Source organism: Xanthomonas sp. LF06-19 (assembly GCF_034105425.1).
Classification (GTDB): Bacteria; Pseudomonadota; Gammaproteobacteria; order Xanthomonadales; family Xanthomonadaceae; genus Xanthomonas_A; species Xanthomonas_A sontii.
The window spans coordinates 351,523-376,866 of the sequence record NZ_JAXGGH010000002.1 but is presented as its reverse complement, the minus strand read 5'-3'; the positions used below and the strand labels follow the sequence as shown (position 1 = coordinate 376,866).

The 25,344-nt window shown below is 68.9% G+C and carries 22 protein-coding genes, 1 tRNA gene and 1 riboswitch; of the genes, 15 read left to right on the top strand and 8 right to left on the bottom strand.

Annotation, left to right across the window (positions count from 1 at the left end):
- Positions 1-203 precede the first annotated feature (203 nt).
- From SLW55_RS05700 to purU, 5 genes are all read left to right on the top strand, one after another.
- A complete protein-coding gene (locus tag SLW55_RS05700; RefSeq protein WP_267124028.1) occupies positions 204-1,085 on the top strand; it encodes an NAD-dependent protein deacetylase in 882 nt (293 codons plus the stop codon).
- Positions 1,086-1,172: 87 nt separating this feature from the next.
- Positions 1,173-2,270 (top strand): NADH:flavin oxidoreductase/NADH oxidase, encoded by a 1,098-nt coding sequence (locus SLW55_RS05695; RefSeq protein ID WP_152239010.1) that lies wholly within the window; start codon positions 1,173-1,175, stop codon positions 2,268-2,270.
- 58 nt (positions 2,271-2,328) lie between these two features.
- Positions 2,329-3,207: an NAD(P)-dependent oxidoreductase gene (locus tag SLW55_RS05690; RefSeq protein WP_320744798.1), complete on the top strand. Its 879-nt coding sequence runs from the start codon at positions 2,329-2,331 to the stop codon at positions 3,205-3,207.
- A 121-nt stretch (positions 3,208-3,328) separates the two neighbouring features.
- Positions 3,329-3,769 carry an XVIPCD domain-containing protein gene (locus SLW55_RS05685; protein ID WP_017908683.1) on the top strand — a complete coding sequence of 147 codons (441 nt, stop codon included), beginning with the start codon at positions 3,329-3,331 and terminating at the stop codon, positions 3,767-3,769.
- Between the two features lie 823 nt (positions 3,770-4,592).
- Positions 4,593-5,444 carry a formyltetrahydrofolate deformylase gene (purU, locus tag SLW55_RS05680; RefSeq protein WP_017911840.1) on the top strand — a complete coding sequence of 284 codons (852 nt, stop codon included), beginning with the start codon at positions 4,593-4,595 and terminating at the stop codon, positions 5,442-5,444.
- Between the two features lie 254 nt (positions 5,445-5,698).
- Here purU and SLW55_RS05675 read toward each other — a convergent pair whose 3' ends face one another.
- The 5 genes from SLW55_RS05675 to SLW55_RS05655 form a co-directional block, all read right to left on the bottom strand.
- Complete coding sequence (locus SLW55_RS05675) at positions 5,699-7,696, bottom strand: choice-of-anchor X domain-containing protein (RefSeq protein ID WP_320744797.1); 1,998 nt, start codon at positions 7,694-7,696, stop codon at positions 5,699-5,701.
- A 238-nt stretch (positions 7,697-7,934) separates the two neighbouring features.
- Positions 7,935-10,226 carry a 5-methyltetrahydropteroyltriglutamate--homocysteine S-methyltransferase gene (gene metE / locus SLW55_RS05670; RefSeq protein WP_320744796.1) on the bottom strand — a complete coding sequence of 764 codons (2,292 nt, stop codon included), beginning with the start codon at positions 10,224-10,226 and terminating at the stop codon, positions 7,935-7,937.
- Positions 10,227-10,436: 210 nt separating this feature from the next.
- A riboswitch (cobalamin riboswitch) is annotated at positions 10,437-10,690 on the bottom strand.
- Between the two features lie 410 nt (positions 10,691-11,100).
- Positions 11,101-12,387, bottom strand: coding sequence for a hypothetical protein (locus SLW55_RS05665; RefSeq protein ID WP_152236659.1), 1,287 nt, complete (start codon positions 12,385-12,387; stop codon positions 11,101-11,103).
- A 63-nt stretch (positions 12,388-12,450) separates the two neighbouring features.
- On the bottom strand, positions 12,451-12,738 hold the full coding sequence (locus tag SLW55_RS05660) for an XRE family transcriptional regulator (RefSeq protein WP_148827261.1): 288 nt from the start codon (positions 12,736-12,738) through the stop codon (positions 12,451-12,453).
- 1 nt (position 12,739) lies between these two features.
- Positions 12,740-13,069 carry a type II toxin-antitoxin system RelE/ParE family toxin gene (locus SLW55_RS05655; protein ID WP_226978545.1) on the bottom strand — a complete coding sequence of 110 codons (330 nt, stop codon included), beginning with the start codon at positions 13,067-13,069 and terminating at the stop codon, positions 12,740-12,742.
- Positions 13,070-13,307: 238 nt separating this feature from the next.
- Here SLW55_RS05655 and dusA point away from each other — a divergent pair, with 238 nt between their 5' ends.
- From dusA to SLW55_RS05625, 6 genes are all read left to right on the top strand, one after another.
- A complete protein-coding gene (dusA, locus tag SLW55_RS05650) occupies positions 13,308-14,351 on the top strand; it encodes a tRNA dihydrouridine(20/20a) synthase DusA (RefSeq protein WP_152236658.1) in 1,044 nt (347 codons plus the stop codon).
- Positions 14,352-14,765: 414 nt separating this feature from the next.
- A complete protein-coding gene (locus SLW55_RS05645; protein ID WP_039726258.1) occupies positions 14,766-15,149 on the top strand; it encodes a hypothetical protein in 384 nt (127 codons plus the stop codon).
- 73 nt (positions 15,150-15,222) lie between these two features.
- A complete protein-coding gene (locus SLW55_RS05640) occupies positions 15,223-15,906 on the top strand; it encodes a response regulator transcription factor (protein WP_003469280.1) in 684 nt (227 codons plus the stop codon).
- An 82-nt stretch (positions 15,907-15,988) separates the two neighbouring features.
- Positions 15,989-17,359: a sensor histidine kinase gene (locus SLW55_RS05635; protein ID WP_320744884.1), complete on the top strand. Its 1,371-nt coding sequence runs from the start codon at positions 15,989-15,991 to the stop codon at positions 17,357-17,359.
- Positions 17,360-17,574: 215 nt separating this feature from the next.
- Entirely contained in the window at positions 17,575-19,158 is a 1,584-nt protein-coding gene (locus SLW55_RS05630; protein ID WP_320744795.1) for a DUF1800 domain-containing protein, read from the top strand.
- A gap of 29 nt (positions 19,159-19,187) precedes the next feature.
- A complete protein-coding gene (locus SLW55_RS05625) occupies positions 19,188-20,378 on the top strand; it encodes a DUF1501 domain-containing protein (protein WP_152238999.1) in 1,191 nt (396 codons plus the stop codon).
- Between the two features lie 181 nt (positions 20,379-20,559).
- On the opposite strand, the gene SLW55_RS05620 is transcribed toward SLW55_RS05625, so the two are convergent.
- Both SLW55_RS05620 and SLW55_RS05615 read right to left on the bottom strand, forming a co-directional pair.
- Positions 20,560-21,348, bottom strand: coding sequence for a M90 family metallopeptidase (locus SLW55_RS05620; protein ID WP_152238998.1), 789 nt, complete (start codon positions 21,346-21,348; stop codon positions 20,560-20,562).
- Positions 21,315-21,599 carry a hypothetical protein gene (locus SLW55_RS05615; RefSeq protein WP_017917075.1) on the bottom strand — a complete coding sequence of 95 codons (285 nt, stop codon included), beginning with the start codon at positions 21,597-21,599 and terminating at the stop codon, positions 21,315-21,317. The genes SLW55_RS05620 and SLW55_RS05615 overlap by 34 nt, the downstream gene beginning before the upstream one ends.
- Positions 21,600-21,742: 143 nt before the next feature.
- Between SLW55_RS05615 and birA the strand changes: the two genes are divergently transcribed.
- From birA to SLW55_RS05595, 4 genes are all read left to right on the top strand, one after another.
- Positions 21,743-22,720, top strand: a complete 978-nt coding sequence (birA, locus tag SLW55_RS05610; RefSeq protein WP_320744794.1) for a bifunctional biotin--[acetyl-CoA-carboxylase] ligase/biotin operon repressor BirA — start codon at positions 21,743-21,745, stop codon at positions 22,718-22,720.
- Positions 22,717-23,466: a type III pantothenate kinase gene (locus SLW55_RS05605; protein ID WP_320744793.1), complete on the top strand. Its 750-nt coding sequence runs from the start codon at positions 22,717-22,719 to the stop codon at positions 23,464-23,466. Before birA ends, SLW55_RS05605 begins: the two co-directional genes overlap by 4 nt.
- A gap of 122 nt (positions 23,467-23,588) precedes the next feature.
- Positions 23,589-24,437, top strand: a complete 849-nt coding sequence (locus tag SLW55_RS05600; protein WP_295964524.1) for an SPOR domain-containing protein — start codon at positions 23,589-23,591, stop codon at positions 24,435-24,437.
- 102 nt (positions 24,438-24,539) lie between these two features.
- Positions 24,540-24,615: transfer RNA gene (locus SLW55_RS05595), tRNA-Thr, on the top strand.
- 233 nt (positions 24,616-24,848) lie between these two features.
- Here SLW55_RS05595 and SLW55_RS05590 read toward each other — a convergent pair.
- Positions 24,849-25,298: a hypothetical protein gene (locus SLW55_RS05590; RefSeq protein ID WP_267118058.1), complete on the bottom strand. Its 450-nt coding sequence runs from the start codon at positions 25,296-25,298 to the stop codon at positions 24,849-24,851.
- Positions 25,299-25,344 lie beyond the last annotated feature (46 nt).

The following is a 25,344-nucleotide window of genomic DNA, read 5'->3' as shown; positions in this document are numbered from 1 at the left end:
GGCGTGCGGCCAGCAGGGTGCAGTGAACGCCGAGCATCCTGCCGCGCCCTGGACAGTAGCCAGTTTCCAGCGGGCTTTCAATGCGCGCGGCAACGCTTCAGCGGCCGTGGCGGCCAGGGCTTGCGTTGCTGCCGCCCACCCCCTAGATAGGAAGCCGACACGCCATCGTCGCGTGCGCCTCCACCACCTCCGGGACCTTCACGATGTCGCAGTTGCTGCAGGATCACGCCGCGTCCGCACCGCCGGCGGCGTCCGCGCTGGAAGCGTTCGTCGACCGCCATCGGCGCCTGTTCGTGCTGACCGGTGCCGGCTGCAGTACCGACTCGGGCATTCCCGACTACCGCGACGCCGCCGGCGACTGGAAGCGTGCGCAGCCGGTGACCTACCAGGCCTTCATGGGCGAACTGGCGACGCGGCAGCGCTACTGGGCGCGCAGCCTGCTCGGCTGGCCGCGCTTCGGCCATGCGCGGCCCAATGCCACCCATGCCGCGCTGGCGCAGCTGGAAGCGCGCGGCCAGGTCGAACTGCTGCTGACCCAGAACGTGGACGGCTTGCACCAGGCCGCCGGCAGCCGCGCCACCATCGACCTGCACGGGCGCCTGGACGTGGTGCGCTGCATGGGCTGCGAGCGGCGCATGCAGCGCGAGGCGTTCCAGCAGCACCTGCTGCAGCACAACCCGCAGTGGGCGACGCTGCAGGCCGCGCCGGCGCCGGACGGCGATGCCGACCTGGAGGGCGAGGATTTCGCCAGCTTCGTGGTGCCGGCTTGCACGTACTGCGGCGGCGTGCTGAAGCCGGATGTGGTGTTCTTCGGCGAGAACGTGCCGCGCGAGCGCGTGGCCAGTGCCTTCGCGCATCTGCAGCGCGCCGACGCGGTACTGGTGGTGGGCTCGTCGCTGATGGTCTATTCCGGCTTCCGCTTCGTGCAGGCCGCGGCCAAGGCCGGCCTGCCGATCGCCGCGGTCAACCTGGGCCGCACCCGCGGCGACGATCTGCTGAGCCTGAAAGTGGAGCAGTCGTGCGCGCAGGCGCTGGCGTTCCTGCTGCCGGCAGCGGCGCGCGTTCCGAATCCCGGCACGAACTGATCCATCGGCAGTGGTTGATCGCGTTGTGCGGCAGGAGTGCAATGGCCGCTTCCCGCGCCGCGCGCGGCGTTTCCATGGATCCGTATCGTGAGTCACTTGTTCTCGCCCCTCGCGCTGGGGCCGCTGTCGTTGTCCAACCGCATCGTGATCGCGCCGATGTGCCAGTACTCGGCCGAGGACGGTCGTGCCAGCGACTGGCATGTGCAGCATCTGGGCCAACTGGCGCAGTCCGGCGCCGGGCTGCTGATCCTGGAGGCGACCGCGGTGGAGCCGCGCGGGCGCATCAGCTACGCCGATCTGGGCCTATGGGACGACGCCACCGAGGCGGCGCTTGCCACGGTGTTGCGTTCGGTACGGCGCTGGTCGCCGATGCCGCTGGGCATCCAGCTCGCGCATGCCGGGCGCAAGGCGTCCACGCACAAGCCCTGGGACGGCGGCGGCGCGATCGCGCCCGAGCAGCCGAACGGCTGGCAGACGGTGGCGCCGTCGGCGCAGGCATTCGCCGACGACGGCCCGTCGCCGCAGGCGCTGGACCTGGCCGGCATCGACGCCATCGTCGAGGCGTTCGTGGCGTCGGCACGGCGCGCCGAGCGACTCGGCTTCGAGCTGATCGAATTGCATGCCGCACACGGCTACCTGCTGCACCAGTTCCTGTCGCCGCTGAGCAATCAGCGCGCTGATGCCTATGGCGGCAGCCTGGAGAACCGCATGCGCCTGCTGCTGCGCGTGCATGCGGCGGTGCGCGCCGCGGTGGCGCCGAGCATCGCGGTGGGCGTGCGCATCTCCGCCACCGACTGGGTCGACGGCGGTTGGGACCTGGCGCAGAGCGAGGCGCTGGCGCAGGCATTGCAGGCGCAGGGCTGCGATTATCTGCACGTATCCAGCGGCGGGCTGGACCGGCGTCAGCGCATTCCGGTGGCGCCCGGCTACCAGGTGCCGCTGGCCGAGGCGCTGCACCGTGCGGTGCGCATGCCGGTGATCGCAGTGGGCCTGATCACCGAGCCGCAGCAGGCCGAGGCCATCCTCGCCGAGGACCGTGCCGATGCCATCGCGCTGGCCCGCGGCATCCTCTACGATCCGCGCTGGCCGTGGCACGCGGCCGCCGCGCTGGGCGCGCGGGTACGCCCGTCGCCGCAATACCTGCGTTGCGAGCCGCATGCGGCGCGCGGCGTGTTCGACGCCTGACCGGCGCGCCGCGCGCGCTGGTGGCGTCCTCCATTTCGATTCCTTCAGGGAGCCTGCAATGACGACGATTGGATTTCTCGGCCTGGGCACGATGGGCCAGCCGATCGCGCTCAACCTGCTGCGCGCCGGCCATGCGTTGACGGTCTGGAACCGCAGCGCCGCGGCGGCGCAGCCCCTGCTCGAGGCCGGCGCGCAGCAGGCCGCGCAACCGGCCGATGCGGTGCGCGGGCCGGTGCTGTTCTCGATGCTGGCCGACGACACCGCGGTGCGCGAGACCCTGCTCGATCGCGGCGCGCTGGACGCGCTCACCGCCGGCAGCGTGCACGTCAACATGGCCACGATCTCGGTGGCGCTGGCGCGCGAACTGCACGCGCTGCATGCCGAGCGCGGCGTCGCCTACCTGGCGATGCCGGTGCTGGGGCGGGTGGAGGTGGCCGCGGCCGGCCAGCTCAATTTGCTCGCCGCCGGCGACGCCGCGGCGCTGGCGCGGGTGCAGCCCTTGCTCGATGTCATCGGGCGCAAGACCTGGTACTTCGGCACCGCGCCGGAACAGGCCAACGCGGTCAAGCTCGCCGCCAACCTGTGCCTGGCCAGCGCCATCGGCACCATGGCCGAGGCGTCGGCGCTGGTGCGCGGGCACGGCGTGGAAGCGGCCGAGTTCCTCGACATGCTCACCAGTACCGTGTTCGCCGCACCGGCCTACCAGACCTACGGCGGCATGATCGCCGAACAGCGCTACAGCCCGGCCGGCTTCAAGGCCGCGCTGGGCCTGAAGGACGTGCGCCTGGCCCTGAACGCCGGCGAGACCCGGCACGTGCCGATGCCGCTGGCGGCGGTGCTGCGCGATGCCTTCATCGAGGCGATCGCGCACGGCGATGGCGACCTCGACTGGGCGGCGCTGGCCAAGGTCGCCGCGCGCCGCGCCGGCCAGGCCTGAAGCGCCGACGGATCTTCAGCGGACCTTGGCGGCGCATGCCGCACACTGCGCACCCGCTTGAGCCTGGCGCGCGCTTGCCGCTAAGGTGCGGCGATTTGCTGGCGCATCACAGGAGGATGCCATGAGTCCGAATTCGTCCGATCCCGGCGACAGAGCCCCGATCCAGCCACCGCGCGCGGTGGTGCGCGAGCCCGTGCCCGGGCCCGATCACCCGGAGCATCCGGACCATCTCCTGTACGCGCAGATCCGCGAGGGCGTGCACGCGCTGGACGCCGCCTGTGGGCGCGCGCCGGATGCGATCAGCGAGCGCATGGTGGCGCGGCTGCTGCCGCTGGCCAAGGAATACGGTTTCGACCAGGTCGACCACGTGGTGCTCAGCCGCGAGATCGGCGACGTGGAGGATGGCGAGAACGTGTTCCTGGTGCGCGGCGACCTGGACGATCCGGCGCACCTGCGCGCGCACATCACCACCCACGAAGCGGTCGGCATGTCGGTGGAGGACTCGCTGGCGCGCCTGGAAAAGGTCAACCGCCGCCTGGCGCTGCGCCTGCGCCCGGAGTGAGCGCAGGCGAGTGAGCAGCGTCCTGGGTGAGGCGTCAGCTTCGACACTGTTTCCGGGTAAGCATGGCTGAGCCCCTCTCCCTCCGGGAGAGGGGTTGGGGTGAGGGTCCGGGCGCGCAGCGCATGCGGTGTTTCGACTGCACGAGGCTCCGCCCGAACCCTCATCCGCCCCTTCGGGGCACCTTCCCCCAAAAAGTGGGCCATGGTCCCGGTGGGAGAAGGAGAAGCCGGCCTCGACTGGATGGCTCTTAGCCCCTCTCCCTCCGGGAGAGGGGTTGGGGTGAGGGTCCGGGCGCGCAGCGCATGCGGTGTGTTTCGACTGCACGAGGCTCCGCCCGAACCCTCATTCGCCTCTTCGGGGCACCTTCCCCCAAAAAGGGGGCCATGGTCCCGGAGGGAGAAGGAAAAGCCGGCCTCGATTGGATGGCTCTTAGCCCCTCTCCCTCCGGGAGAGGGGTTGGGGTGAGGGTCCGGGCGCGCAGCGCATGCGGTGTTTCGACTGCACGAGGCTCCGCCCAGACCCTCATCCGCCCCTTCGGGGCACCTTCTCCAAAAAGGGGGCCATGGTCCCGGAGGGAGAAGGAAAAGCTGGCTGCGGCTGGATGGCGTGGCCTCTTCTCACCGTCCTGGTTGAGGCCGCGCCCACACTGCAGCACCGGCACGGTCAGGGACTGCACTGTGGGAGGGACTTCAGTCCCGACGTCGTGCAAGATCGGATGCACAGCGGACTTTGTCCGCCGTCGCTGCATGACAGTTGCCTCACCACGTTCCAGAGACGGACTGTCCCGAATCCCGAATCCCCGTCTTTCCCCTATCATCGCCGGATGCGCCCCGACTACATCCTGACCCTGTCCTGCCCGGACCGTACCGGCATCGTCTTCCGCGTCAGCGGCCTGCTGTTCGAGCACGGCTGCAACATCCTCGATGCGCAGCAGTTCGGCGACGAGGAAAGCGGCCGCTTCTTCCTTCGGGTGCACTTCGACGTACCCGCCGACGGCATCGTCGCCGCGGTGAAGCTGCAGTTGGAGCCGCTGGCCGCCGACTACGCGATGGACTGGCAACTGCACGACGCGCGCCGCCGCGCGCGCCTGTTGGTGCTGGTCAGCAAGCAGGGCCACTGCCTCAACGATCTGCTGTTTCGCGCGCACAGCCGGCAGTTGCGGGTGGACATCGCCGCGGTGGCCTCCAACCATCCCGACTTCGCCGCGCTGGCCGGGTCCTACGGCGTGCCGTTCCACCACCTGCCGGTGAGTGCCGCCAACCGCGCCGAACAGGAGGCGCAGCTGCTGGCGCTGGTCGAACGCGAACGCATCGATCTGGTGGTGCTGGCCCGCTACATGCAGATCCTGTCGCCGACGCTGTGCGCGGCGCTGGCCGGACGCGCGATCAACATCCACCACAGCTTCCTGCCCAGCTTCAAGGGCGCGCAGCCGTACCACCAGGCGCACGCACGCGGGGTCAAGATCATCGGTGCCACCGCGCACTACGTCACCGGCGATCTGGACGAAGGCCCGATCATCGAGCAGGACGTGGCCCGCGTGGACCACGCCATGACCCCGCGCGAACTGGTGCGGCTGGGCAGCGACACCGAGTCGCAGGTGCTGGCCCGCGCCGTGCGCCGCCACGTCGAGCATCGCATCCTGCTCAACGGGCATCGCACGGTGGTATTTCGCTGAGGCGGGGAGTGGAGATTCGGGAATCGGGAATGGGGAGCAGCAACAGCAACAGCGGCTAAGCACCCGCTTGCCCTAATCCATGGTCGCGGCGCCGACCGTCTGCATCGACGATCATCGCCGCTCTCCAGTCACTGCACCGTGGCATTTCCGATGAAGCGGGGAATGGGGGTCGGGAATAGGGAAGGGCACCATCAGCAGCCGCAGCGCGGCGTTCGCTCTGCCGATTCCCATTCCCGATTCCCCATTCCCAGCCCTCAACGCGCCGCGTTGGCGTTCATCGTCGCGTTGCGGCTGGCGTCCAGGTACTGCGCCGGATCGCGCATGCCGGTGGTGTGGCACTGGCCGGTGGTGTGGCCGCGGTTGACGCCGCCGGGCAGCTGGCCGTTGACCTGCTCCACGGTGCCGTCCTCCGGGTCGCTCAGCACCAGGTCCGAGGCCGCATTGCAGTAGTCGTTGGTGTACCAGTTGGTCTTGGCGAAGGAGGTGGTGTAGTAGTTCACCAGCGCCCGCGCCGAGTTGGGGATGCCGGCCAGCCAGGCCTTGGCGCCGTCGTAGGTCAGGTCGTTGTTGGTGCCGCAGCCCACACCGAACCACGAGCCCACCGTGGCCAGGATGCCGGCCAGGTTGGTGCCCTGGTAGGGCGTGCCCACCGACTGCATCACCCGCCCGCCGCTGGCGTTGTCCAGGCCGCTCCAGTAGTAGACGTACAGGTGTAGCGCGGCCATGCCGCCCTGGCTGTGCGCCACCGTGCCGAACGAGTTCCACTGGCTGCCGAACTGCGCCAGGCGCTGCGCGAACTGGTCGTTGCTGCGGTTCTGGTTGACGTCCAGGAACGCGGAGGCATTGGTGAACTGCGCCACCGGCCACACCCCGCCCGAGCAATAGCCGTGCACCAGCACCAGGCGCTTGCCGGTGGCCTGCGCCTGCATGTCGGTGGCGGCGGTGCTCAGCTGCGCCGGGCGCTCGCCCATGCGCATGCTCTCGTCGATCGCGCCGGTGCTGCGCGCCACGCTGCTGCGACGCAGTGCCGGCAGGGTCAGCGGCAACGTCGCGCGCGTGGCCAGCGGCACGAAGTTGTCCGGATCCTCCACGCGCAGGTTGCGCAGGGTGAACGGTGCACGCGCGCCGGCGCGGGCGATCCAGCGTTCGTCCACGCTCAGCGGCAGGCGTCCGTCCTGCGGCGCGAGCATGCCGCCGAGCCAGGCCACCGGCACCGCGCTGCCGTCGCGGCCGGTGCCCCACAGCTCGCCGAGCACGCGGTAATGCGCCGGCGCCTGGCCGCCGCCGATGCGCACCGGGATCGGCAGGATCAGGCGGGTGCCGGGCTGGGCGCTGGCGGCGACCGCGTCGGCGGTGATGCGCAAGGTAGTGTCCAGCACCGGCAGCACGTGCTCGCTGGTGCGCACGAAGGCCTGGCCGCCGGCGTCGTGGCCGTGCACCACCACCTGTGCGATGTAGGTGCCGGTGGCCGTCGCCGGGAACTCGCCGGCATACACGCCATCGCCCGCGGCGCCGTCGCCGTGGCGGCCGTCGTCGGCCATCGGCCATTGGCTGACGGAACCGTCCGGCGCGATCACGCGCAGCTGTGCGGTGTCGATGCGGCCGCTGCCGGCGCTGCGCGCCAGCGATACGCCGCCCTGCGCATCGATGCCGCCGAGCAGCGCGGTCAGGCCGATGCGCTGGCCGCGCTGCAGTTGCGCGCGGTCGCTGGGATAGGACGCCAGTTGCGTGCGCGGGTCGCCTTCCATCAGCACATAGCCGCGCTGCGCCGTGTTGCTGCCATCGGCCTGCAGGGTCAGGGTCCAGTCGCCGTTGGCGGCGCTGTCCACGTGGTACTCGCGGGCCGGCAGCGCGGCGCCGCCGGCGCCAAGTTGGGTGGCCTTGGCGCTGGGCGCGAGCATCGGCGTGGCGGCGGCGGTGCCCATGCGTGCGCTGGCCGTGGCCGGTGCGCTCAGGCGCGGTTGCCAATCGTGTTCGCCGGACAGCACCACGAAGCGCAGCTTGCCGTTCTCCACCGGCAGGGTGGTCTGCCATTGCGCCGGGCCACTGCTGCGCGCGGCGGAGAATTCCACCGGCAGCAACGCGCTCTTGGACAGGATCGCCGCTTCCGCCGGGGCGGGCGCGCGCATCTGCGCGAACTCCTCGGGCGGTCCGGCCAATTGTTTGGGAATCAGTTCGGCCGCGTGCAGTGCGGCGGCGGGGACGACGAGACACAGGACGCAGACGGCGGACAGGTTCGACAGCTTCGGCATGACGCGCTCTCCCTGGCGGTGCTGAGAAGCAGACGCACATGCCGGAACCGCGACGCCGTGCGCCGCCGGCAGCACGTCGGCGAGGACGCAGCGCCCCCTCGCCACGCGTTCGCCTGTGGTTATAGCCAGCGCACATTGCCGGACAAAGACGCAATGCAGCAATGCACGCCGAACTGGGATGCCGGACATGCTGCAACCATCGCGATGCCCGGCGCACGTGGCGCCGGGCATCGCCAGGTCACGCCGCCTGCGCGTGCTGGCTGCGCAACTGCTGCGCCGCCGCCACCATCGCCTGCAGCGCGTTGCGGGTTTCCGCCCAGCCTCGGGTCTTCAGCCCGCAATCCGGATTGACCCACAGTTGCTGCGGATCCAGCACCGCACGCGCCTTCTCCAACAACGCCACCATCTCCTGCGTGCTCGGCACGCGTGGCGAGTGGATGTCGTACACGCCCGGCCCGATCGCGTTCGGGTAGCGGAAGCGCACGAAGGCATCGAGCAGTTCCATGCGCGAGCGCGAGGTCTCGATCGAGATCACGTCCGCGTCCATCGCCGCCACCGCCTCGATGATGTCGTTGAACTCCGAGTAGCACATGTGGGTATGGATCTGCGTGGCGTCGCGCACCCCGGCCGCGGCGATGCGGAAGCACTGCACCGCCCAGTCCAGGTACGCCTGCCAGTCGGCGCGGCGCAGCGGCAGGCCTTCGCGGATCGCTGGCTCGTCGATCTGGATCACGCCGATGCAGGCCGCCTCCAGGTCGCGCACCTCGTCGCGCAGTGCCAGCGCGATCTGCCGGCAGGTCTGCGCGCGCTCCTGGTCGTCGCGCACGAACGACCACTGCAGCACCGTCACCGGCCCGGTCAGCATGCCCTTCATCGGCCGCTCGGTCAGCGACTGCGCGTAGGTGGTCCAGCGCAGCGTCATCGGCGCCGGGCGCTGCACGTCGCCGTAGATGATCGGCGGCTTCACGCAGCGCGAGCCGTAGCTCTGCACCCAGCCGTGACGGGTGAAGGCGAAGCCGTCCAGCTGCTCGCCGAAGTATTCGACCATGTCGTTGCGCTCGAACTCGCCGTGCACCAGCACGTCCAGGCCCAGTTGCTCCTGCGCACGCACGCAGCGTTCGGTCTCGGCGGCCAGGAACGCGTCGTACGCGGCATCGTCGAGTTTGCCGGCCTTGTGCTGCGCACGCGCCTGCCGCACCTGCTCGGTCTGCGGGAACGAGCCGATCGTGGTGGTCGGATACAGCGGCAGCCGCAGCGCCGCCTGCTGTGCCTGCCGGCGCTGCGCATACGGCGATTGCCGACGGCCGGCGTCGTCGGTCAGCGCGTCCACCCGCCGCGCCACCTCGGCGCGGTGCACGCGCGCAGAGGCGCGACGGCTGGCCAACGCATCGCGCGCCGCGTCCAGCCCCGCCTGCGCCTGCGGCTGGTCGTCCAGCGCATCGGCGAGGGTGCGCAGTTCCTGCAGCTTCTGCCTGGCGAAGGCCAGCCAGCCGACCAGTTCGCGGTCCAGCCTGGTCTCCTGCTGCAGATCCACCGGCACGTGCAGCAGCGAGCACGAGGGCGCCAGCCACAGCCGCTCGCGGCCGACATGGCCGGCGGCATAGCGGGCCAGGGTCAGCGCGTTGTCCAGCGGCGTGCGCCACACGTTGCGGCCGTTGACCAGGCCAGCGGAGAGCACGCGGCCGGCCGGCAGCGCCTGCAGCACCGCGTCCAACTGCGCCACGCCACGCACCAGGTCCACGTGGATGCCGTCCACCGGCAACGCCATCGCCAGTTCCAGGTTGTCGCCCAGTTCGCCGAAGTAGCTGGTCAGCAGCAGTTTCGGCCGCGGCGCTTGCGCCAGGAAGGCGTAGGCACGCTCATAGGCGGCGCGCGCGGCGTCGTCCAGGTCCAGCACCAGCGCCGGTTCGTCGAGTTGCACCCAGCCGGCGCCGGCCGCATGCAGGCGTTGCAGCAGTTCGGCGTACACCGGCAGCAGGCTGTCCAGCAGCGCCCAGCGGTCGCTGCCGTCCACGGTCTTGGACAGCGCCAGGAAGGTCACCGGCCCGATCAGCACCGGCCGGGTCTGGATGCCCTGCGCCTTGGCTTCCAGGAACTCCACCACCGGCTTGTCGCCGCGCAGGCGGAAGTGCTGGCGCCGCGCCAGCTCCGGCACCAGGTAGTGGTAGTTGGTGTCGAACCACTTGGTCATTTCCAGCGCGTGCAGGTCCAGGCCGTGTTCCTGCGTGCCGCGGGCCATCGCGAAGTAGCCGGCCAGCGGGTCGGCATCGGCCAGCGCGCGGTAGCGTTGCGGGATCGCATCGAACAGGAACGCGGTGTCGAGCATCGCGTCGTACAGGCTGAAGTCGTTGCTGGGCGGCACGTCCACCCCGGCCTCGCGTTGCAGTTGCCAGTGGCGCAGGCGCAGCTCGCGTGCGGTGTCCTGCAGTTGCGCGCCGTCGATGTCGCGGCGCCAGTAGCGTTCCAGCGCCTGCTTGAGCTCGCGCCGCGCACCGATGCGCGGGAAGCCCAGGTTGGTCACGATCGTCATGTTGCGTTTCCTCATTGCGTTCAAGGGCATTGAGGAACGAAGGAACCGCGCGCCGCGCGTCCCGTTCGCACGGACCGCCCGCCACGCCAGCGACCTTCGCCCCCGCGGGCGAACCGGTACCGCGCGGGCAGGCGGACGGCGCGGCGCGGCGCAAGGCCGGGTCGCGGTCCGGCCGCCTCCCCGCGGAGGCGCCAGGTCGAATCGGAGGACGCACGGTCCTCCGGCCGGGGCCGGTATTCGGGCTGATGGACACGCGTACCGTGCCGGCTGCGCACCTACTGTCCGTCGCTTCCCAGGCCGGCATGCGCCGGCCCAGTGCCATTGACGGAGGTCGTTTCCATTCACCGCTGCGGGGCAGCTCCGGAATGGGCAGGCGCTTGCGGCGCCGGCCGTCACCGGATTCCCGTTTAAATTCATCCCTTCATCCGAATGAAGCGATGAATACCTTCGGCGAGCGCACGATAGGCTGGAAGCGGCGGGCGGTCAAGCGTCGGTGCCACGTGATGCGTTGGGTTTCACATCATGGATGAGTCGTTGCCCTGATCGCAGGCATCGCCAGATACGCATACGCCTGATTACGGCGTAACGGGGTAGTGCAGCAGTCCAGATCCCACTCTCATCCAGCCTAGGAAATCGTCATGCCGATCTGTGCACACAACAGCGCGCCAGGCCAATGTTGCGCGCGAATGTTTCCCGGACGAAAGTCACTCGCTGTCCTCAATACGCTGCGACCGCACTCCAGACCGACAGCGTCTTTGCAACGCGGGCATGCTGCTCGCAACCTCGTGGGCTCCGAGCAACTCCGCCTGTCTGTTGTCCGGATGAAGGGAAAAATTCGCGTTGTAACCGTTGTGGTTAAGTTTTAGGAAGTTGCCTATGCAGTGACTTTGCCTAACTCGCGTTTGATGTAAGCCTCGCTCAGCCTGTGCGTGAGCTCGATCAGATTGATGATGCGACCTTCTTGGTCTTCATCCGACCAAGGAAGAACCATGTCGCCATGCATCGAGGAATTGCGGATGCGACTCCATGCATCGACTTGGTCAGAAGTAACAATCCCTTGTTCAACCAGCGATTTCAGAACTTTGGCGATGCCCTTTTTCTTGAATCCATTGAGGTAGTCCAGGACTCTGCTGCGAAGGTTGCTATCGCCTTTCCAGTCCTTGACAACCTGCTTCAGGCTATCGACTTCGCTGGTTGCCCAGTCGGCCTTCCACTCTGTCTCAGAGAACATCGCTTTTGCGATGCCTTCGACCGTGCTGGCCAACGTCATGCAAAGGACCCAGTTGGAGCCCCCGCTTGCTTGGACGATCTCCCAGTAGTATTGAGTCAGTGGATGCGCCTCGAAGTTTGGGTGACCATCGGCGTCTCGAGCTGTGGCAACTATCGTCAGGATGTCGCAGTACAGGTTCCAAAAGCGCTCGTCGGCTCCAAGCGGATCTTCGCGCAAGATGCTGGCAGTCAGCGTGGTTGCTGGTTTCCACGGTGATGGGCGGAACCTGATAAAGGCCCTGCCGTCGCCGAAATTCCGGGCACATAGGCTCGGCACGACAATTTCACCAAGCAGTAGATTCAGGGGTTCGCTGAGCCAGTTTTCCAGATGCGGATGTGGGAAATTTTGGGTGGTATTCGCCACGGCCCAGACATGTTCGTGCTCAGGTGAAAGGAAGAACTCAATCTCTGCATCCAGCACATTGATGGTTTTAGTGCCTGAGCTTCGTGCCCAAAAGACCTGCTTGTCGCCCCGAAGCACGGTCTTGACCATGTTCATGGGTATCGGTAGCCGCAAAGATCGATCAAATACCAGCTCAACACCGCTCTTCTTGGCGACCCCGAACCCTGTGGAGTCTGTGTGAAGGCTGTGTATGGGGCCGGATAGCTGCCAGATATTTGCTGCCTCTTCGCCCAAAGTCAGCTTAGTCCACCCTCCCGACCATTCCGTTCCATCGTATGCAGTCGCATTGATCCTGAATTGGTGCCGGATGTCATGCGGATGCTTCTGGGCTAGGACTATCCTTTTAAAGGCATCGGATCCGTCACGTGGAGTGCCGTGCATGACAAAGCGGATACGCTTGTCCTGGCCGACCTTGATGTGCCCTGGTCCAGTAAAGACGGGTGGCTCGTGATCACGTCCTAGGATCTCCATGCGCGGGCATTCGATCATGACCGAACCCTTCAGTAGGCGATCGACCCATCTGGAGAGGGTGCGCACTGTCATTGGTATCGATCAGGCAGCGTCAAGCTCGACGTGGACTTGCCGGCCCAGGGAAGCAGCGATGTTCACCAAGGCGTCGAGCGAGAATCGAGAGATGCGACCACGCAACAGGTCATTGATGCGTGGCTGAGTGATGCCGCATCTTTCAGCCGCAGCAGCCTGGGTCCAACCGTTTTCCTGGATCAGGGAGGCGATCTTCCTCATCAGCTCGGCGCGGACCTTGAGGTTGGCCGCTTCTTGGGCGGTGTCGGCAAGCGCATCCCAGACACTGGCGAATCGTTCGGTCTTGTTTTTGTTCATGTCACTTCCTGTCCAGCAGGGCGAAGCGTTGCTTTGCAAGGTCGATGTCCTGCTTCGATGTAGCCTGCGTCTTCTTCTGGAACGCATGAAGCACGTAGATCGCATCGGCCAACCTGGCCGTGTAGATGACGCGGTAGGCGCCGTTGTTGTCCCGTATCCGAATTTCCTCAACGCCTTGGCCGATCGTCGGCATGGGCTTGAAGTCGTCGGGCTGCAATCCGTGCTGCACGCGATCCAACTGATATCCGGCCTCTCGCTTCGCGTCATCTGGAAAATCCCGAAGATTGCGCAGGGAGTCTCCAAGGAATTCGATCGGTTTGATGGGCATGATTATATCCGTATCGATATAAACGGCAAGTGCGTCCGGAAGAGCCCTGGTCGGGCTTTCCCCGACTTGCCTGGTCTTGATAGGTGTATCACCTCCCGCGCCGATGGACGCGGATCTGAGCCGTGTACCCTAGCGCTACGTCCTCGCGGAGACGACCGGCGATGATTTATGTGGCCCGAGCGACATGGCCAACTGACACGCAGCGTAGCAGCGAGGCCCGAGAACTCGAAGTCGACCAATCATGAGCGGAACTGAAGATCACGAAAAACAAGGCAAGCCATTGGGCCTGCGAAAAAAATTTCGCTATGCCGCCTCCCTGCGCCTGTCCGTCGCCCCGATGATGGACTGGACCGACCGCCACTGCCGGGTCTTCCACCGGCTGCTGGCGCCGTCGGCGCGGCTGTACACCGAGATGGTGCACGCCAACGCGGTGGTGCTGGGCGATCGCGCGCGGTTGCTGGATTTCGATGCGGCCGAGCATCCGCTGGCGCTGCAGCTCGGCGGCAGCGAGCCGGCGCTGCTGGCGCAGGCGGCGCGGATCGGCCAGGACTGGGGCTACGACGAGATCAACCTCAATTGCGGCTGCCCGTCCGACCGGGTCCAGGCCGGGCGCTTCGGTGCCTGCCTGATGCGCGAGCCGGCGCTGGTCGCCGACTGCGTGGCGGCGATGGTCGCGGCGGTGGACATCCCGGTGACGGTGAAGTGCCGGCTGGGCGTGGACCAGGACGACGACTACGCGGTGTTCCTGGCCTTCGTCGACAAGGTCGCCGCGGCGGGCTGCGGGCTGTTCGTGGTGCACGCGCGCAATGCCTGGCTGCAGGGCCTGTCGCCGAAGGAGAACCGCGAGGTGCCGCCGCTGCGCTACGACTGGGCGCACCGGCTCAAGCGCGAGCGGCCGCAACTGCAGGTGGTGCTCAACGGCGGCCTGGCCGCGGTGGAGACGGCACAGGCGCAGTTGCAGGCGGTGGATGGGGTGATGCTGGGCCGCGCCGCCTACCACGATCCCTACGTCCTGCACCGGCTGGACGCGGCCCTGACCGGCGCCGCACTGCGCCCGCGTGCCGAGTTGCTGCGCGCGCTGCGCCCCTACGTCGAGGCGCGTCTGGCCGAGGGCCTGGCGCTCAAGCACATCACCCGGCACCTGCTCGGCCTGTTCCACGGCCAGCCCGGCGGCCGCGCCTTCCGCCAGGTGCTCAGCGAAGGTGCGCACCGGCCGGGCGCGGACTGGGCGCTGCTGGAGCGGGCGCTGGCGGTCACCGACGGGGCGGCACGCGCGGCGGCGTGATCCGACGGGCGCCGCCGCGTGGTGCGGGGCACCTTTCGCATCGATGACCTGATCGCTCTCGTCGCCAAGCGGTCGCCGACCCATGCGGCGTCTCGATCGACGACTGCCACGCCGCCGTCTTCTGTGCGGCGTTCAGGGATTCCGTTCAGGTTTCTGGGGCTAATCTCTGGTCCTGCGGAGACGCCGCGAAGCACCTGCCGAAGGGCCTCTCCAGACCCCTGGCGCGGCCCTTGCATCGGCCTTCGGCAGGTTCATTTGACTGAATGCTACCGGGGGCGTCTGGAAAAGTTCAGACCGGATTCACCCCGAAAAATCAAGAATTTGCCTCGATTTCTCGAGGTCGTCTTCGTTCCCGCGAGGTGTCGCGCTTCACAAGTTTTGAACGTTTCCGATCAGTCCGTTAGGATGCCCGTCGTGACTTCTTCCGCTTCCCGCCACTACCGCTTTGCCGCTGTCTTCGCGCTCGCGCTGGCGTCGGTCGCGGCTGGGCACGGCCGTGCGCAGCAGCCGCCCATGCCGGGTGTGATGGCGCCGCCGGAGCGCGATGCGGGGCGTAATCGGGACTATGGCGGTAGTTCGCTGTCCGACGCGGTGCGCCGGGTGCAGCGCTCCACCGGCGGGCAGATTCTCGGCGCCGAGCGCGTGCCGTTCGATGGCCGCGACATCAACCGCGTCAAGTACATGGACGGCCGTGGGCGGGTACGCTACATGGACGATCCGCAACCTGGCCGTGCGGCGCCGCCGCGGGCGCCGCGGTCGGGCGAGCCTCCCGAGCCACCACGCGACGATCACCCGTGAGTCCGGATAGTTCGGTTCAGGTTCCACACACCGCCCCGGCCACCGGCCACCTGTAAGTTACTAGGGAGAGTTCATGCGTATCCTTCTGGTCGAAGACGAAGCTCCGCTGCGAGAGACCCTGGCCGCTCGCCTGAAGCGCGAAGGCTTTGCGGTGGATGCGGCGCAGGACGGCGAGGAAGGCCTGTACATGGGCCGCGAAGTGCCCTTCGACGTGGGCATCATCGATCTGGGCCTGCCGAAGATGTCGGGCATGGAGTTGATCAAGGCGCTGCGCGACGAAGGCAAGAAGTTTCCGGTGCTGATCCTCACCGCGCGTTCCAGCTGGCAGGACAAGGTGGAAGGCCTCAAGCAGGGCGCCGACGACTACCTGGTCAAGCCGTTCCACGTCGAAGAGCTGCTGGCGCGCGTCAATGCACTGCTGCGCCGCGCCGCCGGCTGGAGCAAGCCGACCCTGGAATGCGGTCCGGTTGCGCTGGACCTGGCCGCGCAGACCGTCAGCGTCAGCGGCAGCAACGTCGACCTGACCAGCTACGAGTACAAGGTGCTTGAGTACCTGATGATGCATGCCGGCGAACTGGTCTCCAAGGCCGACCTGACCGAGCACATCTATCAGCAGGATTTCGACCGCGACTCCAATGTGCTGGAAGTCTTCATCGGCCGCCTGCGCAAGAAGCTGGACCCGGACGGCGAGTTGAAGCCGATCGAGACCGTGCGCGGCCGCGGCTACCGGTTCGCGATTCCGCGTACCGAAGGCTGATCGCAGGCGCCGGCGAGCACACCGAGGAAGCGACCGCGTGGCGGCACGGCCCAGGTGGTACAAGCGCTGGCGCCCGCGTTCGCTGCAGGCGCGCCAGCTGCTCGCCGCCAGCCTCAGCCTGCTGGCGTTCCTTGCCGCGGCAGGTTACGCGCTGGACCAGGCCTTCGCCGATACCGCGCTGAGCAACCTGCGCGAGCGCCTGAAGAGCTACGCCACCGCGTACGCCAACAACATCGACGTCGCCCGCGACGGTTCGCTGTACATCAACAACGACAAGCCGCCGCCGGACCCGCATTTCGACCGGCCCGGCAGCGGCCTGTACGCGCAGATCGTGATGCCCAACGAGCGTTGGATCTCGATGTCCAGCGAAGGCCCGCTGCCACCGCGCGGGGGCATGCTCGAACCGCGCCAGGAAACCTTCGACGGGCCCTGGCCGATGACCCAGATCGACGGCAGCGAAGGCGAGGTCTACCGCTACGGCATCGGCCTGGCCTACGTGCGCCGCGACAAGGAAACCCCGGTCACCATCTACATCATGGAGGACACCCGCGCGCTGGGCGCGCAGCTGCGCGTGTTCCGCGGCCGGGTGTGGTTCAACCTCGGCGGCGCCGGCCTGATCCTGCTGGTGCTGCAGGCCTTCATCCTGCAATGGAGCCTGCGCCCGCTGCGCCGGGTGATCAACGAACTGACCAAGGTGCAGCGCGGCGAAGCGCTGCGCATGGGCGATCGCCACCCGCGCGAACTGGAGCCGCTGACCGACAGCATCAATGCCTTCATCGAGAGCGAGCGCGAGAACCTGGACCGCCAGCGCAACACCCTGGCCGACCTGGCGCACAGCCTGAAGACGCCGCTGGCGGTGTTGCGCACCCAGCTCGACAGCGGCGCGCAGGGGCCGGAACTGCGCGAAGAGCTGGACGTGCAGCTGCGGCGCATGAACAACCTGGTGTCCTACCAGTTGGCCCGCGCCGCCTCCAGCGGCCACAAGCTGTTCGCCGCGCCATTGCCGATCGAACCCAACGCCGAGGAGATCGTGCGCGGCCTGGAGAAGGTCTATGCCGCCAAGGGCGTGCTGTGCGAGTTCGACATCGAGCCGAGCGCGCGCTTCCACGGCGAGCCCGGCGACCTGCAGGAACTGCTCGGCAATCTGCTCGAGAACGCCTTCAAGTGGGCACGCCGGCGGGTGTTGCTGAGCGTGCGGCCGGAGCCGGCCGCCGGCAGCCGCCGCGCCGGCCTGATCATCGCCGTGGAGGACGACGGCCCCGGCATCGCGCCGGAAGAGGTCGCCCACATCCTGCAGCGCGGCGTGCGCGGCGACGAGCGCGTGCATGGCCACGGCATCGGCCTGGCGATCGTGCAGGACCTGGTCAAGGGCTACCGCGGCGAGCTGCAGGTCAGCCGCTCCGAGGAACTGGGCGGGGCGCGCTTCCTGGTCACCCTGCCGCCGGGGTTGTAAGCCCGACAGCGCGCTCCTGTGCTGGTCTGGGACCGGCATCCCGCTGCGCAGCGACGACCCGCGCCAATCGGGCAGACGCGCGCGCCGCTGCAGTGCAGCAGCAGGTGAATCCCGTGCAAATGACCGGGAGGTTTCCGACAGTGGCTTAACGCGACCGACGTCCAGCTGGCGATACTGCGCCGGTCTTCACGCCGCTTTTCGTCCAGGAGCCCCGCATGTCCGCATCCCGGCATCGTCCTGCAGCAACGCGTCTGCGCGTGCGCGGCCGGCGCGCGCTGCGCAATACCCAGCGATTGCTGCTGTCGTTGCTGCTGGTGCTGTTCACCGTCGGCGCCATCGCTGCCACCGACAAGGTGCTCAAGCGCGACGACGCGCGCTGGCTGCAGTCGATGACCACCGGCCTGGACAGCGCCAGCGTGGCGCAGTTCGAGCGCGATGGCCGCAAGCGCTTCCTGCGCGAGCAACTGCAGGCCGACGGTGGTGATGCCGCCCTGCCGGCGCCGGTGCGCGCGCAACTGGACGGCTACGCCGCGCTGCACACGCCGGTCCAGGAACTGCTCAAGCAGCAGGCCGCCGCGCAGCAGGCGATCAAGGCGATGCCGGATGGCGATGCCAAGGTCGCGGCGAAGAAGGCCGCGCAGCAGCGCGGCGACCTGCTGTTGAACCAGGCACGCCAGGCGCAGTTGCTGCGCGCCATCTACGCGCCCGACCAGTTGCGCGAGCAGATGGTGTGGTTCTGGCTCAACCATTTCAGCGTGTTCGCCGACAAGGGCCGCCTGCACTGGACCGTGGCCGACTACGCCGACAACGCGATCCGCCCGCACGCGCTGGGCAAGTTCTCCGACCTGGTGATGGCGACGCTGGAGAGTCCGGCGATGCTGGAGTACCTGGACAACGCGCAGAACGCCAAAGGCAAGGTCAACGAGAACTACGCGCGCGAGTTGATGGAACTGCACACCCTCGGCGTCGATGCCGGCTACACGCAGAAGGACGTGCAGCAACTGGCGCTGATCCTCACCGGCGTCGGCATCGCGCCGGTCGACCGCGACGGTCCGCCGAAGTTGCCGCCTGCGCTGCAGGCGCAGTATGTGCGTCGCGGTGCATTCGAGTTCAACCCGGCGCGGCACGAACCCGGCGACAAGACCTTGCTCGGCCAGCGCATCGCCGGCGGCGGCTTCGACGAGGTCGAGCGCGCGGTGCAACTGATCGTGCGCCAGCCGGCATGCGCGCATTTCATCTCGCGGCAGTTGGCCGAGTACTTCGTCGCCGACGATCCGCCGCCGGCGCTGGTGGAGAAGATGGCGCGCACGTTCCAGCGCAGCGACGGCGATATCGCGGCGGTGCTGCAGGTGATGTTCACCGCACCGGAGATGGCGGCCGGCGCGCCACACAAGTTCAAGGATCCGTACCGCTTCCTGGTCTCGGCGCTGCGCCTGGCCTACGACGGGCAGACCATCGTCAATCCGCAGCCGTTGCTGGGCTGGTTGAACCAGATGGGCGAGCCGAGCTTCGGACGGATCACGCCCGATGGCTGGTCGCTGCAGTCCAGTGCCTGGAACAGTTCCGGGCAAATGGCGCAGCGCTTCGAGATCGCGCGTGCGATCGGCAACGGCAACACCCAGCTGTTCACCGTCGAGGGGCAGCAGCGCGGCGGTTTTCCGCAACTGAGCACGCCGCTGTACTACCACGCGATCGAGCCGCAACTGAGCGACGCCACGCGCCAGGCGCTGGCGCAGGCGCGCTCGCAGCAGGAGTGGAACGGCTACCTGCTGGCCTCGCCCGATTTCAATTACCGCTGACCGCGGCCTTCGCCGCACGGAGATCCGCCATGCACCGTCGCCGCTTCCTGCTCGCGTCCGCCGCCGCCGCGGCCAGCCTGCCGTTCGCCGGGCGCCTGTTCGCCGCACCGGCGCCGTCGCCGCGTTTGTTGGTGGTATTCCTGCGTGGCGGCTACGACTGCAACAACCTGCTGGTCCCGTACGCGAGCGACTTCTACTACGCCTCGCGGCCGAGCCTGGCCATCGCCAGGCCGGATCCGGCCAATCCCAACAGCGCCATCGCGCTGGACACGCAGTGGGGCCTGAACCCAAGGCTGCGCGACACGCTGATGCCGCTGTGGACCGACAAGCAGCTGGCCTTTGTGCCTTTCGCCGGCACCGACGACCTGTCGCGCAGCCACTTCGAGACCCAGGACAGCATCGAGGCCGGGCAACCGGCCGGGCAGCGCAGCGACTACCGCACCGGCTTCCTGGCGCGGCTGTCGCAGGTGGCCACCGGCACGCCGTCGATCGCCTTCACCGACTCGCTGCCGCTGAGTTTCCAGGGCGGCGGCGACATTCCCAATCTCTCGCTCAAGCGCAATCCGACCCCGGCCTTCGACCAGCGCCAGGCCGACATCCTCGCCGGCATGTACCACGGCACCCAGTTGGCCAGTGCCGCGCACGACGGCCTGGCGCTGCGCCAGCAGGTCTCGCAGGCCCTGCGCGACGAGATGCAGCAGGCCAACCGCGGCGCCGCCAGCGCGCGCACCTTCGCCGACGAGACACGGCGCATCGCCACGCTGATGCGTGAGCGCTACCGGCTCGGCTTCGTCGATGTCGGCGGCTGGGACACGCACGTCAACCAGGGCAGCACCGACGGCGCGCTGGCCAACAACCTGGCCAACCTGTCCGAGGGGCTGTCGGCCTATGCCGAGGCGCTGGGGCCGGAGTGGCGCAATACGGTGGTGGTGGTGCTGTCCGAGTTCGGCCGCACCTTCCGCGAGAATGGCGACAAGGGCACCGACCACGGCCACGGCACCACGTACTGGGTGCTGGGCGGCGGGGTCAACGGCGGCCGCATCGCCGGCGAGCAGGTGGCGGTGAGCAAGGACAAGCTGTTCCAGGACCGCGACTATCCGGTGCTGACCAACTACCGCGACATGTTCGCCGGCCTGCTCGGCCGCATGTGGGGCCTGTCGCCGACGCAACTGCAGAAGGTGTTTCCGCAGGCGCATGCGCGGGATTTGAAGTTGGTGTGATGCGTTTTCCGCGATGGAGGGATTCGGGAAATGTCCTGTAGGGGCGGCTTCAGCCGCGACGGGTGCACTGTGGGAGGGACTTCAGTCCCGACGCGTGACGCGCTCGACTCCCCGTAACGCATGCGTTGTCGCGTTCATCGCGGCGACGTCTTGAAGCGATGCCTCAAGACGCGATGGCCGCTCAGTCCGCGGCAAACGGAGAGCGACCATAGAACCGCGCCAGATGCGCCGCCACTTCCGGCATCTCGCGTTGCAGCCGCTCTGGCGCGGAAAAGTGATATTCGCTGACCACCGCGAAGAATTCTTCCGGCGCTTCGGCGGCGTAGGCGTCGATCTCGCTGGCGCGGCCGCGGTCCACGCGCGCGCAGAAGGTATCGTAGCTGCGCTGGAAATCGTCGGCCCATTGCCGTTGCCACGTACGCGGCAGCAGCGGCGTGCCGTCCAGGGCGCCGTCGAGCACGTCGAGCTTGTGCGCCATCTCGTGCACCGCCACGCAGTAGCCGGCACGTGGATCGTCCAGGTCGGCCTGCACGTCGGCCCAGGACAGGATCAACGGGCCGCTGTCCCAGGATTCGCCGATCAGTTCGTCTTCCCACTCGTGCAGCACGCCGGCCGCGTCGACATGGCTGCGCTGCACGCGGAACGCGTCCGGGTAGACCAGCAATTGCGACCAGCCGCGCATGCCCTCGCTGCCGTACTCCAGCAGCGGCAGACAGCACAGTGCGGCGAGCAGGCCGCACTGCCGGGCATCCAGCTGCAGGCCGCCCAGCGGCGAGATGGTCTTGCGATGCAGGAATTCGCTGGCCAGCGTACGCAGGCGCTGTTCGCGCGGCGCATCCAGGGCGGCGACCCAGGCGCAGTCGCGGCGCACGGCCTGCCAGGTAGGGTCATCGATGGCGGCGGGTTTCGACCACAGCCCGCGCAGCCAGCGTGGAATCAGCGGAACATCCCCGGCAGGAAGCTGTGCCACTTCGGCATGCGCATGCGCGGCACCAGGTCGCTGTCGCTGCCGCCGCCCGTGGTGGTCGAGGCCGGCTTGCCGGTGGAGGCGGGCGCATGCAGCGCCGCGGGCGGGCGCGTCGGCGTGCTGTCGGCATCGGCCGCGTCGCCGTAGGTGCAGTCGGTGTGCGGCTTCTCCGCCAGCACGTTGGACGCGTGGGCGGCGGCGAGTGGCAGCAGCAACAGGAGCAGGCAGGGCAGGGAACGGCGCATCGTCGGCATCCAGGGCGAGCGGCGGTGAATCCCGATTCTAACGCGGTTTTCACCCAATGCAGGGCCCCGGCCCTGGGCGCCCGGGGGGCGTTGCCGCATACTTTTCGGTTCACGAGGGCGCGCCACTGCACGCCCAGGGGCGGAACGAGGCGATGGAACCGGCGTTGGACGAGCGCGAACTGTTGGCCAGGCTCAGCAAGGGGCCCCTGTCCGGCGATGCCCTGGCGCGCGCCTGCGGGCTGACCCGGGCGGCGGTGTGGAAGCGCATTCAGGCGCTGCGCGCGGCCGGGGTGGAGATCGAGGGCCGGGCCGGCGAAGGCTATGGCCTGGCACGGCCGCTGGAACTGCTCGACGCCGCGGCGATCCGGGCCGGACTGAGCGGGCCGGCGGGCGCCGAGCTGGCCGGGCTGGAGATCGCCTGGAGCCTGGTCTCCAGCAATACCACCCTGCTGCAGCGGCCGGCGCCGGCGCAGGGCAGCGAAGTCCTGATGGCCGAGCGCCAGACCGGCGGCCGTGGCCGCCGTGGCCGGGTCTGGGCCTCGCCGCTGGCGGCGCATCTGTATCTGTCGGTGGCGCGCAGCTTCCAGGGCGGGCTGGGCCGGCTGGGCGGCTTGAGCCTGGCGGCCGGCGTGGCCGTGGCCGAAGCCCTGCGTGCGGCCGGATTCGCCACGGTCGGGCTGAAGTGGCCGAACGACCTGCTGGCCGACGGGCGCAAGCTGGGCGGCCTGCTGGTGGAAGGCGGCGGCGAGTTCGCCGGGCCGGCGCGGGCCGTGATCGGCCTGGGCCTGAACGTGGCGATGCCGGCGGCCGCTGCCGCGGACATCGACCAGCCGTGGACCGACCTGACGCGGCTGGCCGATGGCGCGGTGTCGCGCAACGCGATCGCCGCGGCGGTGCTGTCGCAGCTGCTGCCGGCGCTGGCGCTGTTCGACGCGGAGGGACTGGCGCCGTTCCTGCCGCGCTACGCCGCGCTGGATCTGCTGGCCGGACGCGCCGTGCGCATCGACGATGGCGGCCAGGTGCGCGAAGGCACGGCCCTGGGGCTGGCCGAGGACGGCGCGCTGCGGGTGGCCTTCGCCGACGGCGAGCAGCTGGTGCATGCGGGCGACGTCAGCGTGAGGCCGGCATGAGCGACTGGCTGTTCGACCTGGGCAACTCGCGCTTCAAGTTCGCCGCGCTGGAACACGGGCAGGTGGGCGCGGTGCAGGCCTGGCCGCATGGTGCCGAGGCGATGGACGCGGCGGCGGTCGCGGCGCTGCCGCAGGGTGGCACCGCCTACGTCGCCAGTGTCGCCGCGCCGGCCCTGACCGCCACCGTGCTGGAGGCGCTGCGCAGCCGCTTCGCGCAGGTGCAGGTGGCGCGCACCGAGGCCGCGTGCGTCGGGGTGCGGATTGCGTACGCGCGACCGCAGGCCTTCGGCGTGGACCGGTTCCTGGCCCTGCTCGCCGCGCATGGCGGCGGCGATGTGTTGGTGGTGGGCGTGGGAACGGCGCTGACCGTGGACCTGCTCGATCGCGACGGCCTGCACCACGGCGGCCGCATCGCGCCGTCGCCGACCGTGATGCGCCAGGCGCTACAGCAGAAGGCGGCGCAGCTGCCGGCCGAGGGCGGCGACTACCACGAGTTCGCCGCCGACACCGCCGACGCCCTGGCCTCCGGCTGCGACGGCGCGGCAGTGGCGCTGATCGAGCGCAGCCTGCAGCAGGGCGAGGCCTTGCTCGGACGTCGACCGCGGCTGCTGCTGCACGGCGGTGGGGTGCCGCCGCTGTTGCACGCGCTGCCGCCGGCCGAGCATCGCCCCGCCTTGGTCCTGGACGGACTGGCGCTGTGGGCGCAGGCGCACGCCGTGGCCGGTGCCGGTGCCGGTGCCGCCTGAGCCGGCCGGCGCAGGCGGCCGCGATGCGGCGCGGCGAAGGCGGACGTTGCGCCGAAGTCGCAACGTCCCACGCAAACGCCACTGTCTCTCCCAACGTGCATCGCACGCTCTAGAATCCGGCCATGCTCGTTCGCGCCCTGCTCGTCGTCCTGACCATCCTCAACCTCGGCGTCGCGGTGTGGTGGGCGATGCAGCCGCCGACGCCGCCCCCGGTGCCGATGCCGGCCGTGCCGGCCGGGGTGGCGACGCTGCAACTGGTCAATGAAGCGCCGGCGCCGGCTGCTGCGCCAACTCCGCCGGCGTCTGCGCCTGTCGCCGCGCCAGCCGATGCGCAAGCGGACACCGCCGTCGCCGCCGATATTGTCGGAGCGGTTCCGGCGCAGGCTGACGCGCCGGTGGCTCCGACCACAGCTGCACCCTCCAATGCGCCCGCGCCGCCCGCTGCCGTGCCTGCGCCCGCTCCAACCCAGGCCCAGGTCGAGCCTGCGGCGAAGCCCCCTGCCGACGCGGCGGTGTGCCTGAGCGTGGGGCCTTACCCGGATCGCGATGCCGCCCAGGCGGCCGTCGCCGCGCTGGCCCCGGGCGCGCCGCGTCCACGCCTGCGCGAGGCCGCCGACAGCGATGCCACCAGCTTCCGCGTGATCCTGCCGACCATCGGCGGCGAGGACGGCCTCAGGCAGGCCACCGAGCGCATCGTCGCCGCCGGCATCCGCGACTATTACCCATTGCGCCAGGGCGATGCCGGCAATGCCATCGCCCTGGGCCAGTACCGCAGCCGCGAGGGGGCCGAGCGCCGCCGCCAGGAACTGGCCCGTGCCGGCTTCAACGCCGACCTGATCCCCAGCGGCGGCAGCGGTCAGTCGCGCTGGTGGCTGGACCTGCGCGCCGACTCCGCGGCGCAGGCCGCGACCCTGCGCCGCCAGCTCGGCGCCGCGCGCCAGCGCACCGTGGACTGCGGCACGCTGCGCTAGAATGCCGCGCCTGCCGGTGTTCGGCGCCGCGCCGTCGCGCGTGCCGAGGCCCGCGCCAGCAGGTAGACTGCCCCGGGCCCGCCCGCGGGCGTCGTCCACCTTGCCGCTTTAGCTCAGTCGGTAGAGCAACTGTCTTGTAAACAGTAGGTCATCCGTTCGATTCGGATAAGCGGCACCATCTTCGATCCGCCGGCATCCGCAGATGTCAGCGCTGCGCCATCAATCCGCTGAAACAGCGGTTTTTGCTTTCTGTCGCGTGCCCTCACGAACATCCAGTCGAGCAGGGAGCAACTGCGCGTCACGCGAGCAGGGTGTGGCGTGGCGGATGGCAAGCACGCAGCAGCACAACCGCGAGGCAACAGCCGCTCAACCGAAGCGCGGTTGGATCGCCGCGTGTTGTCGCGAGCTGCGCTACGGGCTTCGCGGCATGAGCAAGAACTGCGCGCGCGCGGAAAGCGGACAACCCTGCTGCTGCAAGAAGGCGATGGCCTCTCTGGTGCGCCGGAGCAGCCCGGTGTTCGCGATGAAGGTCGTCTTCGCTCCCTGGAAGGCCAGCACGACGTTCTCGGTTCCCCATGCCTTCCGATAGTCCACGCTGGCGATCTCGCTGTACGGACGGGTGCGCGTGCGAAGCACGCGGTACTCCACGTGGTCCGCGTGCAGGATCAGCATGGGGTTGAGGCTGTTGTGCGCCCACGCGAACCAGGGAAGGAACGTGAGCCCGGCGAACGCGGCCTCCAGGGTCACGGTCAACGGTTTTTCCAAGGCGATCTCCAGAAACGGCGGAGCAGCGTAGCCAGGCGCTGCCATCGACGTCCAACCGCGCGCCTCCGCCTGCTGCGCCGCGGCGAGTCGTGACATGCCGGTCCCGCTAGACTGGGCCACTTTTTTGGCTGGAGCGTATGCG

Bases quoted from the DNA above. Each gene is read 5' to 3' on its own strand.
- SLW55_RS05700 (WP_267124028.1), top strand. From the start codon at position 204: ATGTCGCAGTTGCTGCAGGATCACGCCGCGTCCGCACCGCCGGCGGCG.
- SLW55_RS05690 (WP_320744798.1), top strand. From the start codon at position 2,329: ATGACGACGATTGGATTTCTCGGCCTGGGCACGATGGGCCAGCCGATC.
- SLW55_RS05685 (WP_017908683.1), top strand. From the start codon at position 3,329: ATGAGTCCGAATTCGTCCGATCCCGGCGACAGAGCCCCGATCCAGCCA.
- purU (WP_017911840.1), top strand. From the start codon at position 4,593: ATGCGCCCCGACTACATCCTGACCCTGTCCTGCCCGGACCGTACCGGC.
- SLW55_RS05675 (WP_320744797.1), bottom strand. From the start codon at position 7,696: ATGCCGAAGCTGTCGAACCTGTCCGCCGTCTGCGTCCTGTGTCTCGTC.
- metE (WP_320744796.1), bottom strand. From the start codon at position 10,226: ATGACGATCGTGACCAACCTGGGCTTCCCGCGCATCGGTGCGCGGCGC.
- SLW55_RS05665 (WP_152236659.1), bottom strand. From the start codon at position 12,387: ATGATCGAATGCCCGCGCATGGAGATCCTAGGACGTGATCACGAGCCA.
- SLW55_RS05660 (WP_148827261.1), bottom strand. From the start codon at position 12,738: ATGAACAAAAACAAGACCGAACGATTCGCCAGTGTCTGGGATGCGCTT.
- dusA (WP_152236658.1), top strand. From the start codon at position 13,308: ATGAGCGGAACTGAAGATCACGAAAAACAAGGCAAGCCATTGGGCCTG.
- SLW55_RS05640 (WP_003469280.1), top strand. From the start codon at position 15,223: ATGCGTATCCTTCTGGTCGAAGACGAAGCTCCGCTGCGAGAGACCCTG.
- SLW55_RS05630 (WP_320744795.1), top strand. From the start codon at position 17,575: ATGTCCGCATCCCGGCATCGTCCTGCAGCAACGCGTCTGCGCGTGCGC.
- SLW55_RS05625 (WP_152238999.1), top strand. From the start codon at position 19,188: ATGCACCGTCGCCGCTTCCTGCTCGCGTCCGCCGCCGCCGCGGCCAGC.
- SLW55_RS05615 (WP_017917075.1), bottom strand. From the start codon at position 21,599: ATGCCGACGATGCGCCGTTCCCTGCCCTGCCTGCTCCTGTTGCTGCTG.
- birA (WP_320744794.1), top strand. From the start codon at position 21,743: ATGGAACCGGCGTTGGACGAGCGCGAACTGTTGGCCAGGCTCAGCAAG.
- SLW55_RS05605 (WP_320744793.1), top strand. From the start codon at position 22,717: ATGAGCGACTGGCTGTTCGACCTGGGCAACTCGCGCTTCAAGTTCGCC.
- SLW55_RS05600 (WP_295964524.1), top strand. From the start codon at position 23,589: ATGCTCGTTCGCGCCCTGCTCGTCGTCCTGACCATCCTCAACCTCGGC.
- SLW55_RS05590 (WP_267118058.1), bottom strand. From the start codon at position 25,298: ATGTCACGACTCGCCGCGGCGCAGCAGGCGGAGGCGCGCGGTTGGACG.